At 41.6% G+C, this 15845-nt stretch carries 15 protein-coding genes; 7 read left to right on the forward strand and 8 right to left on the reverse strand.

Translation table 11 applies throughout. From position 1 onward, the window contains the following. Nucleotides 1-31: 31 nt before the first annotated feature. The 6 genes from ABD894_RS27215 to trpS all read right to left on the reverse strand — a co-directional run bounded on the left by ABD894_RS27215 (nt 32) and on the right by trpS (nt 5917). Nucleotides 32-1570, reverse strand: coding sequence for an ATP-binding protein (locus ABD894_RS27215; RefSeq protein WP_345214261.1), 1539 nt, complete (start codon nt 1568-1570; stop codon nt 32-34). Nucleotides 1571-1593: 23 nt separating this feature from the next. Then, entirely contained in the window at nt 1594-2733 is a 1140-nt protein-coding gene (locus ABD894_RS27220) for an FIST signal transduction protein (RefSeq protein ID WP_345214262.1), read from the reverse strand. A 73-nt stretch (nt 2734-2806) separates the two neighbouring features. Beyond that, nucleotides 2807-3532, reverse strand: coding sequence for a 3-deoxy-manno-octulosonate cytidylyltransferase (gene kdsB, locus ABD894_RS27225; RefSeq protein ID WP_345214263.1), 726 nt, complete (start codon nt 3530-3532; stop codon nt 2807-2809). Beyond that, a complete protein-coding gene (locus tag ABD894_RS27230; RefSeq protein ID WP_345214264.1) occupies nt 3532-3978 on the reverse strand; it encodes a hypothetical protein in 447 nt (148 codons plus the stop codon). Before ABD894_RS27230 ends, kdsB begins: the two co-directional genes overlap by 1 nt. A 167-nt stretch (nt 3979-4145) precedes the next feature. Continuing rightward, nucleotides 4146-4760 (reverse strand): deoxynucleoside kinase, encoded by a 615-nt coding sequence (locus ABD894_RS27235; RefSeq protein WP_345214265.1) that lies wholly within the window; start codon nt 4758-4760, stop codon nt 4146-4148. Between the two features lie 161 nt (nt 4761-4921). Then, on the reverse strand, nt 4922-5917 hold the full coding sequence (trpS, locus tag ABD894_RS27240) for a tryptophan--tRNA ligase (protein WP_345214266.1): 996 nt from the start codon (nt 5915-5917) through the stop codon (nt 4922-4924). A gap of 158 nt (nt 5918-6075) precedes the next feature. On the opposite strand from trpS, the gene ABD894_RS27245 reads away from it, so the two are divergent. The 4 genes from ABD894_RS27245 (at nt 6076) to ABD894_RS27260 (ending at nt 9306) form a co-directional block, all read left to right on the forward strand. Further along, a complete protein-coding gene (locus tag ABD894_RS27245) occupies nt 6076-6687 on the forward strand; it encodes a lysophospholipid acyltransferase family protein (protein ID WP_345214267.1) in 612 nt (203 codons plus the stop codon). Continuing rightward, nucleotides 6684-6971: an Asp-tRNA(Asn)/Glu-tRNA(Gln) amidotransferase subunit GatC gene (gene gatC / locus ABD894_RS27250; protein WP_345214268.1), complete on the forward strand. Its 288-nt coding sequence runs from the start codon at nt 6684-6686 to the stop codon at nt 6969-6971. Before ABD894_RS27245 ends, gatC begins: the two co-directional genes overlap by 4 nt. Nucleotides 6972-7113: 142 nt before the next feature. Beyond that, on the forward strand, nt 7114-7860 hold the full coding sequence (locus ABD894_RS27255; RefSeq protein WP_345214269.1) for an ABC transporter ATP-binding protein: 747 nt from the start codon (nt 7114-7116) through the stop codon (nt 7858-7860). A gap of 81 nt (nt 7861-7941) precedes the next feature. Next, nucleotides 7942-9306 carry an exonuclease domain-containing protein gene (locus ABD894_RS27260; protein ID WP_345214270.1) on the forward strand — a complete coding sequence of 455 codons (1365 nt, stop codon included), beginning with the start codon at nt 7942-7944 and terminating at the stop codon, nt 9304-9306. On the opposite strand, the gene ABD894_RS27265 is transcribed toward ABD894_RS27260, so the two are convergent. Next, the gene (locus tag ABD894_RS27265; RefSeq protein ID WP_345214271.1) at nt 9303-11234 is read right to left on the reverse strand and encodes a hypothetical protein; all 1932 of its coding nucleotides are present in this window, start codon (nt 11232-11234) and stop codon (nt 9303-9305) included. The genes ABD894_RS27260 and ABD894_RS27265 overlap by 4 nt on opposite strands. A 205-nt stretch (nt 11235-11439) precedes the next feature. Between ABD894_RS27265 and ABD894_RS27270 the strand changes: the two genes are divergently transcribed. Further along, complete coding sequence (locus ABD894_RS27270) at nt 11440-12000, forward strand: pyridoxamine 5'-phosphate oxidase family protein (protein WP_345214272.1); 561 nt, start codon at nt 11440-11442, stop codon at nt 11998-12000. Nucleotides 12001-12091: 91 nt separating this feature from the next. Here ABD894_RS27270 and pyrF read toward each other — a convergent pair whose 3' ends face one another. Beyond that, on the reverse strand, nt 12092-12922 hold the full coding sequence (pyrF, locus tag ABD894_RS27275; RefSeq protein ID WP_345214276.1) for an orotidine-5'-phosphate decarboxylase: 831 nt from the start codon (nt 12920-12922) through the stop codon (nt 12092-12094). 266 nt (nt 12923-13188) lie between these two features. On the opposite strand from pyrF, the gene rho reads away from it, so the two are divergent. After that, nucleotides 13189-14823: a transcription termination factor Rho gene (gene rho / locus ABD894_RS27280; protein WP_345214273.1), complete on the forward strand. Its 1635-nt coding sequence runs from the start codon at nt 13189-13191 to the stop codon at nt 14821-14823. Nucleotides 14824-14903: 80 nt separating this feature from the next. After that, nucleotides 14904-15626 carry a CDP-diacylglycerol--serine O-phosphatidyltransferase gene (pssA, locus tag ABD894_RS27285; RefSeq protein ID WP_345214274.1) on the forward strand — a complete coding sequence of 241 codons (723 nt, stop codon included), beginning with the start codon at nt 14904-14906 and terminating at the stop codon, nt 15624-15626. Nucleotides 15627-15845 lie beyond the last annotated feature (219 nt).

Genomic DNA, 15845 nt, shown 5'->3' on the forward strand with positions numbered 1-15845 from the left:
CCATTGACTACTCACCACTAACAACTCACCACTACACGCTTTCCTTTTTAAGGCTGTAATGAGCTATTTTTTTATGCAGATCGTTTGGGTTGAATGGCTTGCTCAGGTAATCGTCCATACCTACGGTGAAGGCACGATCCTGGATATCGAGCATGGCCGATGCGGTGAGGGCGATGATGGGGAGCTTGCGGTATTTGTCGTCGGGTAGTTCGCGGATGGCGGTGGTGGTTTGGTAGCCGTCCATTTCGGGCATTTGCAAGTCCATCAGCACCATATCGTAGTTATTGGTTTGCACCAGCATCAGAGCTATTTTACCGTTTTCGGCAATATCGCATTCTACATCCCACTGAGCCATAAATTGTTTGGCGAGGGTAATGTTGATCTGGTTATCTTCGGCTATAAGTAGCTTGGTACCTTTAAGGCTTTTCAGCTTGTAAAACTCGTCGCTGGCGGCCTGACTGGATATTACCTTATCGCTATCTTTAAAAGTAAGCGTAAAATAAAAGGTAGAACCCTTGCCCGGTGTACTATCTACATAAATATCGCTGCCCTGTAATTGCAGCAGGCGTTTGGTAATGGTAAGCCCTAAACCGCTACCGCCGTATTTGCGTGTGGTATCAGAGCTGGCCTGACTAAAGCTTTCAAAAATGTATTCCAACTTTTCGGCCGGGATACCTATACCCGTGTCAGACACTTCAAAGTCGATAGACGAAGTACCATCCTGCTGACCGGCCAATGATGCCGTAACAGTAACCTTACCCGCCATAGTGAATTTAACCGCGTTGCTGATGAGGTTGGTCAGTATCTGCCCTAAACGCACCGGGTCGCCTATAACGGCATTAGGCAGGTCATGATCGAGCATCAGTTTTATGCTGATATTCTTTTCGTTAGCTTTTTGCAACAGGGCCAAACGGATGTTCGAGATCAGCTCTTTTACGCTGAAATCAACACTTTCAAACTCTATTTTACCGGCCTCTATCTTATTAAAATCGAGTATATCGTTAATCAGCACCAGCAGGTTTTCGGCAGAGAACTTCAGGAGGTTTAAAAACTCCATTTGTTCGGGCTTAGGATCCTGGTGCAGCAGCAAGTGCGTAAAGCCGATCACCGCGTTCATAGGCGTACGGATCTCGTGGCTCATTACCGAGAGGAACTGCGATTTGGCCATGGCTGCCTTTACTGCAATATCTTTAGAGAGGATCAGCTCCGTTTCCAGTTCCTTCGCTTTGGCTATGCGTTCCTGTAAAAAGGCGATGATGTGGATCAGGTCATCATCCGAATCGGTATCTGAAATATTCAGATCTGCTTCGGGGTCTAACGATTTGATAGCTTGTTTAAGCTGCGATATCGAGGTTTGTTTTATTTCGTTTTGCTGGCGCAGATCGGCCGTTACGTGCTGGTATTCGTTTTCACTTACATTAAAGGCATGATCGGCGAGGTTAATAGCCTTTTCAAAATTATTAAACGAGTTATTAATACTGTTTAAGAATAACTGCAAACCCTCATCCTCAATATATTGTTGCGGAAGATATTTCCTGATCTGCTTGTTTAATAAATTATGATATGGCATTACGTTTATACGCTTTACAGCAATTATTGTTCGGTAAAAGTGGTAATTGTCATGGTTTGGTTATGCAGCTCGCATTTAGAATGCTGATTAAACGGCGACAGTTCCCCATACGAATAGAAGCCTGTAATACTGGTGTTAGCGCCTAAAATTTCTTTTGCCGCGGTAAGTTCTTCGTCGGTCAAATCGTTCAATACCAGTTTACGGCCTACACAGCTCACCATAATAGCCAGTTCGGCCTGCCCGCTAAAATCGGCCACAGCACCCGCTGCGGCTTCAGACGATGCACGGATCAACTTATCAAAATTGGCCTTCATCAGCCTCACCTTACTGCCTTCGGGCAGGTTACCGGCAAAGGTCATGGTCTTTTCGTCCTCATCGATAGTCAATATGGTGCGCACCAAATTTTCTTCCGAACCATTTATTTTTAACGATAACGGGAACAATAGCGCCGAGCCCGGCAGTTCGTTCACATAATCGCCAAGGTATTGCTTGTACAGGTCGAGCGCGTTTTTGCCGTCTATTTCGTACAATACGTTCTTATCAGCTTTGGTAATGGTGCGTTCCGGGCCAAATTCGTCCCAGCCGCCGCACGAGCCATGGGCTACCGTTAAGCTATCGCCATAAAAACCAATGGCTATAACATTGCCTTCGGTTGGTACGCTGTTGATGCCGGTAAAAGTGCTTTTAAACCTATCGGCATCACCGGCCAGGCCACCCGTTACCGGTACCTGCGATGGATTGATGGAGTTGAAACCCGCCACCAGTTCGCTGCCGTTAATGTAAGTGCCATCAGATATAATGAAAACGGCTTTTAAACCATCCTTATCCAGTTGCTGCATCAGGTGCACGCCGGCTTCAAAGCTATTTTCGTGCTTGCTTACATGCGTACTGGCCGATGTAATGTTTGATCTTTCAAACTCAATGGCTGTAACGGCAATGGTATCATCAAAAACGTTATCGTCGATAATTTCGCCGGAGGTGGATGAAAAAATAATTTCGGCTGCCGGGAAAAGCGAGCGCAGGTAAGGATAAACCTCCGGATCGGCTATAAGATCGGGTGAACCAAAGGCCAGCACAAGGCGGCATTTCGCTGCATCAAAAGCAGGGTGTGTGGCATAATCCGTCCAACGGTTATTGGCAAAATGAAGCTGGTTAACTCTCATTTTATTGATGTTATTAATAGCGGTTTATAATACTAAAGCTACCTAATTATTGGCTGTTAATTGCAAACAATAATTAAAACAGCAGGCGCAGATCTTCGGGGGTATCTATGGCGTAAGTTTCCAGTTCGGTTTCGGCAACTTTTATGCGGTACCCGTTTTGTATCCAGCGCAGCTGTTCAAGCTTTTCAGCCTGTTCTAACGATGAAACGGGTAGTTTTGTTACGCTGTGCAATACATCGGCACGGTAACCGTAGATACCTATGTGCTTAAAATAGGTGTAATGGTCTATCCAATGTTCGCCCTGTTCGCCACGAATGTGCGGCAATGGCGAGCGCGAAAAGTAGATAGCCTCTAGCCTGTTATTCAGCACTACTTTAGGTGAGTTGGTATTGAAAAGCTCTTCGGTGGTTTTTACACGTTTTACGAGGGTGGCAATCTGCGTATCGGCATCGGTAAAGCAGGTCACCAGTTTGGTGATCTGCTCCGGGTCAATGTAAGGTTCATCGCCCTGTATATTAATTACAATGTCGTATTCGGGGTATTTAAGGGCTACTTCGGCGCAACGGTCGGTACCGCTTTGGTGATAGTCGGCCGTGTACATGGCCAGGCCGCCAAAGGCGGTTACGTGATCATAAATGCGGGCATCATCAGTAGCAACAATCACTTCCGACAGGCTTACGCACTTTTTAGCCTGCTCATACACCCGCTGTATCATGCTTTTACCGGCAATGTCAACCAATGGTTTACCCGGAAAACGGCTCGACGCGTAGCGGGACGGGATGATACCTAAAGTTTTCATTATTTAATAACGATGGTTTTAAATGCCGCCAAAGCCAGTTCCTGGTCTTTTTTTATGAGATTGTATCCGGCAACGCTAAAAGCAAACCGTGAGGTACTCCCTTTATAGTGTATGCCTGTAGTGCCTTTGCCTGCGACCTTTGGCCAAACGGTTCTTACAACATATCTATCTGTACTATCTATACGTATGTTATAAGCCTTTGCATTAGAATCGGTTATGTGTTTTAAATTATTGGCATAGCCCTTGGCGCTGTAATCGAAGGTAAGTACAACACTATCCTGCGATTGTCCCTTTACAATTATTCCCGAAAGATCATCAAAACCGGGCAGGCTTTTATAATGCCACTGTTTGGGCATTTCCATACTGAAGGTTTTAAGATCTAACGTTTTATGACTTGAACATCCTGCGAACAGCAATGCCATCAGCAAAATTAATAACCTGTTCATACTGGATGTATAAAAGTATCTGCCTGTATAATTGATCACCTGGTAGTTATATTAATAATGTGTCATTGCGTGGTACGAGGCAAGCTCGTAGCATTTTCAAGTTTGCTCTGTATACGAAGAGATTGCTTCGTACCTCGCAATGACAATCGTTTATTTATTATTTACTATTAAAACAAGCCGTTAAGTTCCCGTTCTATCAACTGCACTATGGTACCCAAATCTTCGGTGTTGCCAGCGAAATCGAGGTTGTCCTTATCCAATATCAGCAGCTTGCCCAGCTTGTAGCCGTCAATCCATTTCTGGTACTTTTCGTTCAGTTTCGACAGGTAATCGAGCCTGATGCCGCTTTCGTATTCGCGGCCGCGGCGCTGTATATTGTTCACCAATGTTGGTACCGATGCCTTAAGATATACCAGCAGATCGGGCGGTTTGATGAACGAAGTAATATTATCAAATATCGACTTGTAATTTTCGTAATCGCGGGTGGTCATGAGGCCCATATCGTGCAGGTTCTCTGCAAAAATGTAGGCATCCTCGTATATGGTACGGTCTTGTATAATGTTGCGCCCGCTTTGTTGTATTTCGATGATTTGCCTGTAACGGCTGTTCAGGAAATAAATTTGAAGGTTAAAGCTCCAGCGCTTCATGTCGCTGTAAAAATCTTCCAGGTAAGGGTTATTGTCAACCGCTTCGTATAGCGGCTCCCAGCCATAATTTTTTGCAAGCAGCTCGGTAAGTGTGGTTTTACCTGCGCCTATGTTCCCTACAATAGCAATGTGCATAGTAATTAGTTTGCAGTTGACAATCCGTTTTTAATAGATAATTTGAGTTTCGCGGCTAATGAATTTGTTCGGCATTCAGCATTACAACTATTAGCTATAACCATCATCTATTGACGCCTAATATACATTAAGCACCATGAACTATCAAACTATATACTTAACTAAAAGCTCCGGAAACCTATAATTTCCCTTACTTCTCTAATAGTTTTTGAGGCGCTTTCGCGTGCTTTTTCGGCTCCCAGGCGCGATACACGGCCTAAATAATCGGCATCGTTAGCTATATCATTTATTTTTTCGCGGATGGGCGCTGTAGCGATCACCATATCCTCGGCCAGCTGCTTTTTAAGGTCGCCGTAACGTATTTGCATGCTGTTGTATAAGCCGTTAAAATGGTCGTAAGTATCTTGTGATGATACTACCTTCATCAAATTGAACAGGTTTTGTATCTCCGAAGGTTTCTCCTGGTTTTCAACAGTAGGGCCGCCATCGGTTATCGCGCGCATTACTTTTTTGCGTATCACTTCGGGCGCGTCGGCAAGGTATACGGCATTTGCTTCTCCTTCCGATTTTCCCATTTTGCCCTTACCATCCAGTCCCGGTATTTTTACCAGGTTCGAGCCATAGCTGAACGCGTAAGGCTCGGGGAAGTAATCGTTATTATATAAACGGTTAAAGCGGTTACCAAAGGTGCGGGCCATTTCCAGGTGTTGTTCCTGATCTTTACCTACGGGTACTTTGGTGGCTTTATGAATGATGATGTCGGCAGCCATTAAAACCGGGTAGGTTAACAGGCCCGCGTTCACGTTATCAGGGTTGGCGCGTACTTTATCCTTAAATGAGGTACTGCGTTCCAGTTCTCCCAGGTAAGCGTTCATGTTGAGGTACAGGTACAGTTCTGATATTTCGGGCACATCGCTCTGTATATATATAGTAGCCTTTTCCGGGTCGATACCGGCGGCCAGGTATTCAATTAGCACCTGTTTTACGCTGTTGTACAGATTGGCAGGGGTTGGATGCGTAGTAAGCGAATGCAGATCGGCAATAAAAAAATAGCAATTATACTCATGCTGCATTTTTACGAAGTTCTGTATAGCTCCGTAGTAATTTCCCAAATGCAGGTTCCCGGTCGACCGGATTCCACTAACAACAGTTTCCATAGGGGCGAAAGTAAGTATTTTTTATATTTTTGGTACCGATGAAAATGATATTGCGAAAGCTCCATTCCAACTTTTACCGTTATTCTGTTGGCTTTTTTTACTTCGTTTTCTGGCCGTTTTTATATTTTTTTTCGCGCAAACCATCGCGTTATCCTACCATGAATAAGTTCAGGCGTGTGTGGGGTTTTATCAGTTCGGCGGTAGCGGGCATTTTCTATAATATTGATTATGAGCAACCCATCGACTGGAAACGCACCTATATTATATGCCCCAACCATACCTCCAATCTGGATGTATCCTCTATCAGTGTAGCCATCAAAAACAACATCTGTTTTATGGGGAAAGATGAGCTGCTGGATGGCTTGGTTACAGGCTTGTTCTTTCGTACAATTGACATTCCCGTGAACCGGGACAGTAAAATGTCGGCTTTCCGGGCATTTAAAAAAGCATCGGAAAGATTGCAGGAAGGCGTTACCATGGTTATCTTCCCCGAAGGCACCATAACCGATACCTTTCCGCCCGAATTATACTCATTTAAAAACGGGCCATTTCGCCTGGCTATCGAACATAAAATACCCATTATACCCGTAACCTCATTAAACACCTGGAAAATTTTGTGGGATGATGCCGCTAAATTTGGCAGCAAACCGGGTGTTTGTAATATATTTGTACACAAGCCTGTTGAAACAGCGCATTTAACCGTTGATGATGCCGATGCCTTGCGCGACGAGGTACACAGCATTATCAAACAAAAACTGGAACAAGCATGACCATTGATAAAGAAACCGTTGATAAGATAGCTCACCTGGCACGTTTGGAACTGGCCGAAGATGAAAAGCAGGAAATGATAAAGGATATGAGCGGAATCCTCGATTTTATGGCCAAACTTAACGAGGTAAATACAACCGGCGTTGAACCATTAATATACATGACCAACGATGCCAACATACTGCGCGAAGATGTAGTACGTCAGGAAATAACCACCGAAGAAGGCCTGCTAAACGCCCCGAAAAGCGATGGCAGCCATTTTTTGGTAGCGAAAGTTATAGGGTAATTGTAAGTCAAAATTCAAAAGTTAAAATTCAAAACATCAAGCGTGTTATGCCTCCGTTCAGTTTTTTGACTTTTGAATTTTAACTTTTGAATTTAAGACTGTAACATTTCCCTACATCTTGCAGTCAAACCATCAAAAACGAATGCACGCCATCAATACCAATAAAGAGCAAGCGCTTATTTCCATTAAAAATGTAGGCCGTAAATACGTTATAGGTGCCGAGGTGATCCACGCGCTTAAGGATGTATCTTTAACTATAAATAAGGGCGAATTTGTGGCTTTGATGGGGCCTTCGGGTTCGGGAAAATCAACCCTGATGAATATTTTAGGTTGTTTGGATACCCCCACCAAAGGCGAGTACACCCTCAATGGCATTAACGTAAGCCACATGAGCGATGACGAACTGGCCGAAGTACGCAATGCCGAAATTGGTTTCGTTTTTCAAACATTCAACCTGCTGCCCCGTAATACATCGTTAGATAACGTGGCCCTGCCGCTGGTTTATGCCGGTATTAGCAAAACCGACAGATCGGCACGTGCCCGTAAAGCGTTGGAAAATGTGGGTTTGGGTAACCGTGTTGATCATAAACCGAATGAACTGTCGGGTGGCCAGCGCCAGCGTGTGGCCGTGGCCCGTGCCCTCATCAACAACCCATCCATTATACTGGCCGATGAGCCTACCGGTAACCTCGATACCAAGACCTCGATAGAAATTATGGGTTTGATGGAAGACATCCACGCTAAAGGCAACACCATTATATTGGTAACCCACGAAGAAGATATTGCCCAGCATGCCCACCGCATAGTACGTATGCGCGATGGATTGATAGAGAAAGATTACCAAAATCCGGATATTCATACGGTATCAAGAGGTACAAAGGCATTATAAGTTTCGCCTCGGCAACAAATAATTAAAAATTCTTATTCGCGAAAGTCTAAAATTATTAGCAAATAATGCTAATTTTGAGATATGTACGCGATTGTGGATATTGAGACTACGGGGGGCCATGCCAATGCGAATGGCATTACAGAAATTGCCATTTGTATACACGATGGTCAAAAGGTAGTGAAACGTTACCAAACCCTCATTAATCCGCAGCGCGAGATCCCCATTTACATAAGCGCATTAACCGGTATTACCGACGAGATGGTAAGTAAAGCGCCATTATTTAAAGATGTATCGCACGAGATATTCCAACTACTTAGTGGGCAGATCTTCGTAGCCCACAACGTAAACTTCGATTATTCTTTCGTTCGTTTCCATTTGGCACAAGCCGGGTACGATTTGCAGTGTAATAAATTGTGTACCGTACGTTTAGGCCGTAAAATTTTGCCGGGCTATATGTCGTACAGTCTCGGTAAGCTTTGCGCGCAATTGGGCATAGCTAACGAGAGCCGCCACCGTGCAGCCGGTGATGCCGAAGCCACCGCGCAGCTGTTTACCATGCTGCTGCAAAAGGACGAGGAAAATCACATTGGCAAAGCCCTTAAACAAGGCTCAAAAGAACAGGTATTGCCGCCTAATCTCCATAAAAAGGAGATAGATCAACTGCCTAACAGTCCCGGTGTGTATTATTTTCACGATCAGAAAGGGAAGGTTATTTATGTAGGCAAGGCCAAGAGCCTCAAAAAACGGGTATGCAGTCATTTTACCGGCAATAATCCCGGCCTGCAAAGGCAGGAGTTTTTACGCAATATTCATAGCATCACTTACCAGCTATGTGGTACCGAACTGATCGCTTTTGTGCTGGAAGCCGTGGAAATAAAACGCCTGTGGCCTAAATATAACCGCTCGTTAAAACGCTTTGAACATGCTTATGCCCTGTACGATTATATAGATCAACGTGGCTATGTTCGCCTGGCTATGGATAAACATCGCAAGTATCAGTCGCCATTGTATACCTGCAATACGCTAACAGAAGGTTATACCCTGCTTAATTACCTGATAGAAAAGTTTGAGCTGTGCCCTAAGCTGTGCTTTATACAAAAAAACGCGGCAACATGTACCGGCATCAACAGCAGTGAATGCGCTTGCGAAGGCCTCGAAAGCGCCGATAGTTATAATCAACGTGTTAACGCCGCTATTGATGAATTGAACACCGCGCTGCCCACCTTCGCCATACGCGATGAAGGCCGTACCGACGATGAGCACAGTTGTATCCTGATAGAAAAAGGTCGTTTTTACGGCATGGGATACATATCGCACTATTTTAATGCCGATGATGTACAGCAACTTAAAACCCACCTTACCCCATACCCGGGCAACGATTATGTACGCAACATTGTAGCCAGCTACGCTACTCGTTTCCCGGAGCGGAAAGTAATGTTTTGTTAATTTGAGATTTTTCTTTTTATTAAATGAACCATTTTTTTATAATATTTCTTATACTCATTTTTATTAACGACCCAATTTTCCATTAAGCTGTCTCCAGGATGAGAAATGTTATTCTTATTTCTTCTATCAAAAAAGGACATAACGAAATTAATTTCCTGAATAGACGCTTTTATCTTTGTTAAAAAAATCACTATACTATCTTGATTATATTTCTTTAGAGATGTTTCAACTTTACTACTATCTTTAATGTAACATAGTAAATGAAATGTATTTAATAGATGATTAAATGCAACGTTAAACTTCTGTTCCTCCTCTGCTAAAACCATCATCTTAATCTGTTGCATAAGGGAATCATTTTCTCTCAAAATATCATTCTTTATAGGTAGATATTTTTTTGTTTTATCTGCTTTTCCTTTTATCATTCTTTGAACCAATGCTAAGTACAATGACTTATTCTTTGTAATACTAAGAACTATTCTATCAAGAGAATCGTCGTACGTTTCTAGTTTTAGAAATTTTTCTAACAAATATATATTTTGAGTCTTTTTTAGTTTCAATTCTGTTTTATCAAGTAAGTAATCTTTTGCAGCTTTAAAACCTGTTTTGGAATTACCCAACAGAAACATTAATGCCTTAACACTATTTAATGTTAAAATAGGATTCCAATTTTCAAAAACAGTGTTTAGAGCATTTTTTGCTTTTGATGACTTTACATAATCCTTAACAGATGTTATAAAAATTTCTTTTAACGCTATATCGTCATGATTTTTAATTTCAGTTTTACCATATTTTACAAAATCTTTTTTTAATTGCTCAATTATTTCACAGACCTCCTTAAATTTATCCGCTGTTTTTTTGGCTCCTGAAATTTTCATTTTAATCGGATCCGTAAAGCTGATAAACTTTTCCTTAGTGAGGAAATTTTCATAATCAGATTTATCCTCTATTATCCAGTTTTGAGATTTAAGATGATTTATTTTGAGGCTTAAATCATTGGATAAGAAATCAGATATATTAGTTGAATATTCAAATATCTCTTCCCCAATAATATCATTTTTAACATTTCTATCTCGTAGAAATATTAAAAAAAAATCGTCTACATATCGAAAATAGGAGAAACCACTTTCTTGATATATTGGCAAATTCTGTATATGATTATCAAGTTCAAATAGAAATATATAACTAATAAAATTTGATACTATGTTTTGTGTTGAAAGAGGCAAACCATACTCCTTCTTATTGTAGAATGTTAATAAATTTAGAATAGCTTCTTTTGTTGTTGTATTAAAATATAATTCTTTGCATTTCGAAGGAAGGCTATATTTTTCAATTACTTCTAATAATAACCCATTTTTTATACTTCCATAAAAGTCTTGAATATCAAGTTTTATTATACATATTTTTTTATTTTCAGTCAACCCTCTTTTTACACTTTCTTTAATGCCCTTCGTAAATTCCGAATAATCATTTTGATAATATATTTGACTCTTAGTTGGATTTTCAAAATTTATATTACCTCCATAGAAGGTCTTAATGTTCTTTAATTTACTTTTGACAGGCTCTAATCTTGTTAAAGAGTCATATAAAACTTCGTAAAAATAAAATCCTAAAGCATAATATAAGACGAGTAAATTGAATGATGTGAAATTGAATTTTCTTATTCCATAAGCGCCTTTAGGAATATTGTATTCATAATTATAAAACAAAGATCTATAATTATAAAGCAAATCTTTTTCGATATAATTATTATAGAGTTTTTTGATATCGAAATTATCCATTGACTTTTCCTTTCGATATATTTCCAAATCTATTGTTCTAAATGTAAAGGTCTTTTCATCAAGTTGTTTTTTAAGAAGCATTATTGCTTTTTCAAAATGATACTCTTTTAAAAAATATCCGAGATTAAAATTTTTAGGGTGTACGTGCATTATGCTAATAAGTTAGGCGCAGCAATATACATTATCTATAATAATGTATCCACTTTGTGATCTTCATTTTCCACCATTATAATTATAGAGCACTTTCACCCCCTCCAATCTAATTAAAAAACTTTCAATAAAGTTAAATCCAACCAACACAATATTAAAGGCCAGTGGTTATTCTTGTATCATTTACCTATTATAAAATATTGTTATGGATAGCATTAATAAACAACAACCCGAAGATAATTTTGAGAATCTGGAGGGTAACGAAGCCTGGAAAAAGCTGAAAGAACTGGCCGAAAAAGCCGAAAGCTGCTTTTTTTGCAGTAATATAAAAACCGGTCTGCCATTTTCAACACGACCTATGTCGCCGCAAAAAATTGATGATAACGGCGACCTGTGGTTCCTGAGCGCGAATGACAGCCATAAAAATGAAGAACTGGCAGCAGATCCGTTTGTGCAGCTGCTGTTCCAGGGATCAAGCTATTCGGGTTTTTTAAACATTTATGGCGTAGCCGAAGTAAGTGAGGACAAAGCCAAAATTGAAGAGCTGTGGGAACCTACCCTAAAAACATGGTTCACCGAAGGTAAAGATGATCCGCGCATCAGCGTGATCAAAGTATCACCTACTCAAGGTTACTATTGGGACAATAAACACGGTAACGCAGTAGCCTTTATCAAGCAAATTGCAGGTTCAATCATCGGCAAAACACTCGATGATTCAATAGAAGGCAAACTGGAACCTGTTGAAGGAAACAGCGTTAGAGATTAAATAAAAAGTGCTCCTGTCATTTTAACAAATAGAATGACAGGAGCACTTTTATTTTATACTGAAACCTCGAACCTCAATCCTGAAACCTCACCTAAATAACTCCTGCCTTCTCTAACTCCACCTGCATTTGCTGCTGTAGTTTCAATGCTTCGGCACGGGCCGCATCGGCAAAGTCCTCGCCATTACTTGCATATATAATACCGCGCGATGAATTAACGAGCAAACCGCAGTCTTTAGTCATACCGTATTGGCATACATCTTCGAGGCTACCGCCCTGCGCGCCTACACCGGGTACTAATAAGAAGTTATCGGGAGCGTGCTTGCGTATATCGGTAAATTCGGTGCTTTTGGTGGCACCAACTACAAACATCAGTTTATCGGCACCGGCCCAGGTATTGGCTTTTTTGATAACGGTTTCGTACAGGTGGCCATCTTCAGTTTCAAGGTATTGAAAATCTTTACTGCCTACCGATGAGGTTAAGGCCAGCAGTATGATCCACTTACCATCATATTTAAGGTACGGCGTTACGCTGTCATTACCCATATAAGGTGTAATAGTGATGGCATCAAAGCTCATTCCGGATGCGTCTTCGTCAAAAAAGGCTTTGGCATACATGTCAGATGTATTGCCGATATCGCCCCTTTTGGCATCTATTATATTTAAGGTGTCCTTTGGTAAATATTGCCAGGTTGAAATAAGGCTTTGCAGGCCTTTTACACCACGGCTTTCGTAAAAAGCGGCATTGGGTTTATAGGATACGCAAAGGTCCTGAGTGGCATCAATTATACGTTTATTAAACTCGAATATCGGGTCGGGATAACTTTTTAAAAACTCGGGTATCCTGGTTATATCGGTATCTAAACCAACACATAAGAACGATTTTTTTTGTTTGATCTGGCCGATCAGCTGGCTGCGCGAAATCATTGCTAATATTAATTTAGTGTCAAAAAAACTAAAATTTACCTTAAGTGTTAGCCTAATTGAGATATTTATTTTTAATAATTTGTTTTTTAAATTTAATTGAGTAGAATTGCATCGTTTTCCTTTTTGAATTTTTCTTGCACTAAAGAAACGATTTAAAACTCCACGTTATATTTATTAAAATTTACATGGTTTTGGTTGCATAGCAAGTGCAGGAGAACATTCTGTCAAATAAAATAATTCTTTTTGAACTATAATCCATATCAATGTCTGATACCACTGAATTGAACGACAAGCTCGTATCTGAGTTGCGCGAGATTGCCAAGAGTTTAGGTATTGCCGAAGCCGATGAATTACGCAAAGCACCGCTTATCGGCCGTATTGTTGAGCAGCAGCAGTTAATTGAAGCTGCACGTGTACAACAAAGCATAACTGAACAAAACTACACCGAAAATAAAGCCGAAGCAGAAAGTGCCGAAGCTACCGACGATAAACCACGCAAACGCACCCGTACTATAAAACCCAAGATCACTACACCGGCTACACGCCAGGAAGTGCCGCTTGACGATACTAAACAATTCGACTTACAGGACGATGAACCAATTCAGGACGAGCCTGAAGAAGTTACCGCGGCACCTGTAGCAGAAGAAAAACCACAGGAAGAACAGCCTGCACCGGCACCACGTGCTGAAGCACCAGCCGCGCCTGAGGCACGCCCTCAAAAGTTTGAACGCAGGGTTAATCAAAACCAGCAAAAAAACCAGGAAGCGGCTATCAATCTTGATTTTGATAACGTTATTATAAATGAAGGTGTACTGGAAATTATGCCCGATGGCTATGGCTTCCTTCGCTCGTCAGATTATAACTATCTTACCTCTCCCGATGATATTTACGTATCGCAATCGCAAATAAAACTGTTCGGCTTAAAAACCGGCGATACGGTACGTGGCAGCATCAGGCCGCCAAAAGAAGGTGAAAAATACTTTCCGCTGGTACGTGTTGAGGCCATCAATGGCCGCGGCCCTGCCGAAGTGCGCGACCGTGTTCCGTTTGATCACTTAACACCGCTTTTCCCGTCAGAAAAACTGAGCTTGTTTACTGATGCTAACAATTACTCTACCCGTATCATGGACCTGTTCTCGCCTATTGGTAAAGGACAGCGCGGTTTAATTGTAGCCCAGCCAAAAACAGGTAAAACCATGTTATTAAAGGATGTGGCCAACGCCATAGCTAAAAACCACCCGGAAGTTTACCTTATTATATTACTGATTGACGAGCGCCCTGAAGAGGTAACCGATATGGCCCGCAGCGTACGCGCCGAGGTAGTATCATCAACCTTTGATGAGCCTGCCGAAAGACACGTAAAAATCGCCAACATTGTGCTTGAAAAAGCAAAACGTATGGTAGAGTGCGGTCATGATGTGGTGATATTGCTCGATTCAATTACCCGTTTGGCACGTGCTTACAATACAGTAGCGCCTGCATCTGGTAAAATTTTATCGGGTGGTGTTGATGCCAACGCGTTACACAAACCAAAACGCTTTTTTGGCGCGGCCCGTAACATTGAGGATGGCGGTTCATTAACCATCATCGCTACAGCGTTAACCGAAACCGGCTCAAAAATGGATGAAGTGATCTTTGAAGAGTTTAAAGGTACCGGTAACATGGAGTTACAGTTAGATCGTAAGCTATCTAACAAACGTATCTTCCCTGCCATCGATATCACTGCTTCAAGTACCCGTCGTGATGATCTGTTGCTTGACCGCGACACTCTGCAACGTATCTGGATACTGCGTAACCACCTGGCTGATATGAACTCACAGGAGTCAATGGAGTTTCTGCAAAGCCAGATCAGGGGAACAAAAACTAACGAAGAATTCCTGATCTCAATGAATTCATAATAAAATTAAGTTTGTAAAGTTATAAGTTAGCACAAAGTTAACTTGTAACTTTACCATACTTACTATACCTTCATGCCGAAATGAAGAAACGCGTTAGAAAACACCTTCCAAATTTTATCACTTGCGCCAACCTGTTTAGCGGCTGTATAGGTATCGTATTTACTTTTACCGACAACCTGATATTCGCCTCTTACGCTATTTTTTTGGCAGCCATATTTGATTTTTTTGACGGACTGGCCTCACGTGTACTTCAATCTTACTCGGGCATAGGTAAAGACCTCGATTCGCTGGCCGATATGGTGAGCTTCGGCGTACTGCCATCAGCCATATTATACGAACTATTTTTACAGGCGCCACAAATACACGGCATAAGCGAATACCTTAATTTTGTAGCTTTCCTTATCCCGGTATTTTCGGCATTGAGGCTGGCCAAATTTAATGTAGATACCCGCCAGGCCGAAAACTTTATAGGCTTGCCAACACCGGCAAATGCTATCCTGATCGCCTCTTTCCCACTGATGCTGCAACAGCACACCGCGTTTTCGCAATACATTCTGAATCCTTATGGCTTAACAGTATTTGTATTGATCATGTGTGCTTTACTGGTGGCAGAAATGCCGCTGATGTCGCTAAAATTCAAGAATCGCGATTTTAACAAGAATATCTTCCGCTACCTGCTATTGCTGTTTTCGGCAATACTGATCCTCTTCTTCAAATTCGCGGCGGTACCTGTGGTTATCTTATTCTACATTACCCTCTCTATCATCCAGTTTAAGTTTACCGGCGAGAAGATTGCAGGGTAAGTGAAGCTTGCTGTAAATTATTATAAAGATAAATCGTCATTGCGAGGAACGAAGCAATCCCCGACTTGCTGAGCCGCTCTGTATAGTATAGAGATTGCTTCGTTCCTCGCAATTGTAAAGGTTATATAATTCGGTAACAAGATTAGCTTTAAAAAAAGTTAGTCACCATGCGCATCAACACGAATGACCTCACCCTTAAGCGGAACTATCTTCAGACCT

The organism is Mucilaginibacter gynuensis (assembly GCF_039541195.1).
GTDB lineage: Bacteria > Bacteroidota > Bacteroidia > Sphingobacteriales > Sphingobacteriaceae > Mucilaginibacter > Mucilaginibacter gynuensis.

Bases quoted from the DNA above. Each gene is read 5' to 3' on its own strand.
- ABD894_RS27215 (WP_345214261.1), bottom strand. From the start codon at position 1,570: ATGCCATATCATAATTTATTAAACAAGCAGATCAGGAAATATCTTCCG.
- ABD894_RS27220 (WP_345214262.1), bottom strand. From the start codon at position 2,733: ATGAGAGTTAACCAGCTTCATTTTGCCAATAACCGTTGGACGGATTAT.
- kdsB (WP_345214263.1), bottom strand. From the start codon at position 3,532: ATGAAAACTTTAGGTATCATCCCGTCCCGCTACGCGTCGAGCCGTTTT.
- ABD894_RS27230 (WP_345214264.1), bottom strand. From the start codon at position 3,978: ATGAACAGGTTATTAATTTTGCTGATGGCATTGCTGTTCGCAGGATGT.
- ABD894_RS27235 (WP_345214265.1), bottom strand. From the start codon at position 4,760: ATGCACATTGCTATTGTAGGGAACATAGGCGCAGGTAAAACCACACTT.
- trpS (WP_345214266.1), bottom strand. From the start codon at position 5,917: ATGGAAACTGTTGTTAGTGGAATCCGGTCGACCGGGAACCTGCATTTG.
- ABD894_RS27245 (WP_345214267.1), top strand. From the start codon at position 6,076: ATGAATAAGTTCAGGCGTGTGTGGGGTTTTATCAGTTCGGCGGTAGCG.
- gatC (WP_345214268.1), top strand. From the start codon at position 6,684: ATGACCATTGATAAAGAAACCGTTGATAAGATAGCTCACCTGGCACGT.
- ABD894_RS27255 (WP_345214269.1), top strand. From the start codon at position 7,114: ATGCACGCCATCAATACCAATAAAGAGCAAGCGCTTATTTCCATTAAA.
- ABD894_RS27260 (WP_345214270.1), top strand. From the start codon at position 7,942: ATGTACGCGATTGTGGATATTGAGACTACGGGGGGCCATGCCAATGCG.
- ABD894_RS27265 (WP_345214271.1), bottom strand. From the start codon at position 11,234: ATGCACGTACACCCTAAAAATTTTAATCTCGGATATTTTTTAAAAGAG.
- ABD894_RS27270 (WP_345214272.1), top strand. From the start codon at position 11,440: ATGGATAGCATTAATAAACAACAACCCGAAGATAATTTTGAGAATCTG.
- rho (WP_345214273.1), top strand. From the start codon at position 13,189: ATGTCTGATACCACTGAATTGAACGACAAGCTCGTATCTGAGTTGCGC.
- pssA (WP_345214274.1), top strand. From the start codon at position 14,904: ATGAAGAAACGCGTTAGAAAACACCTTCCAAATTTTATCACTTGCGCC.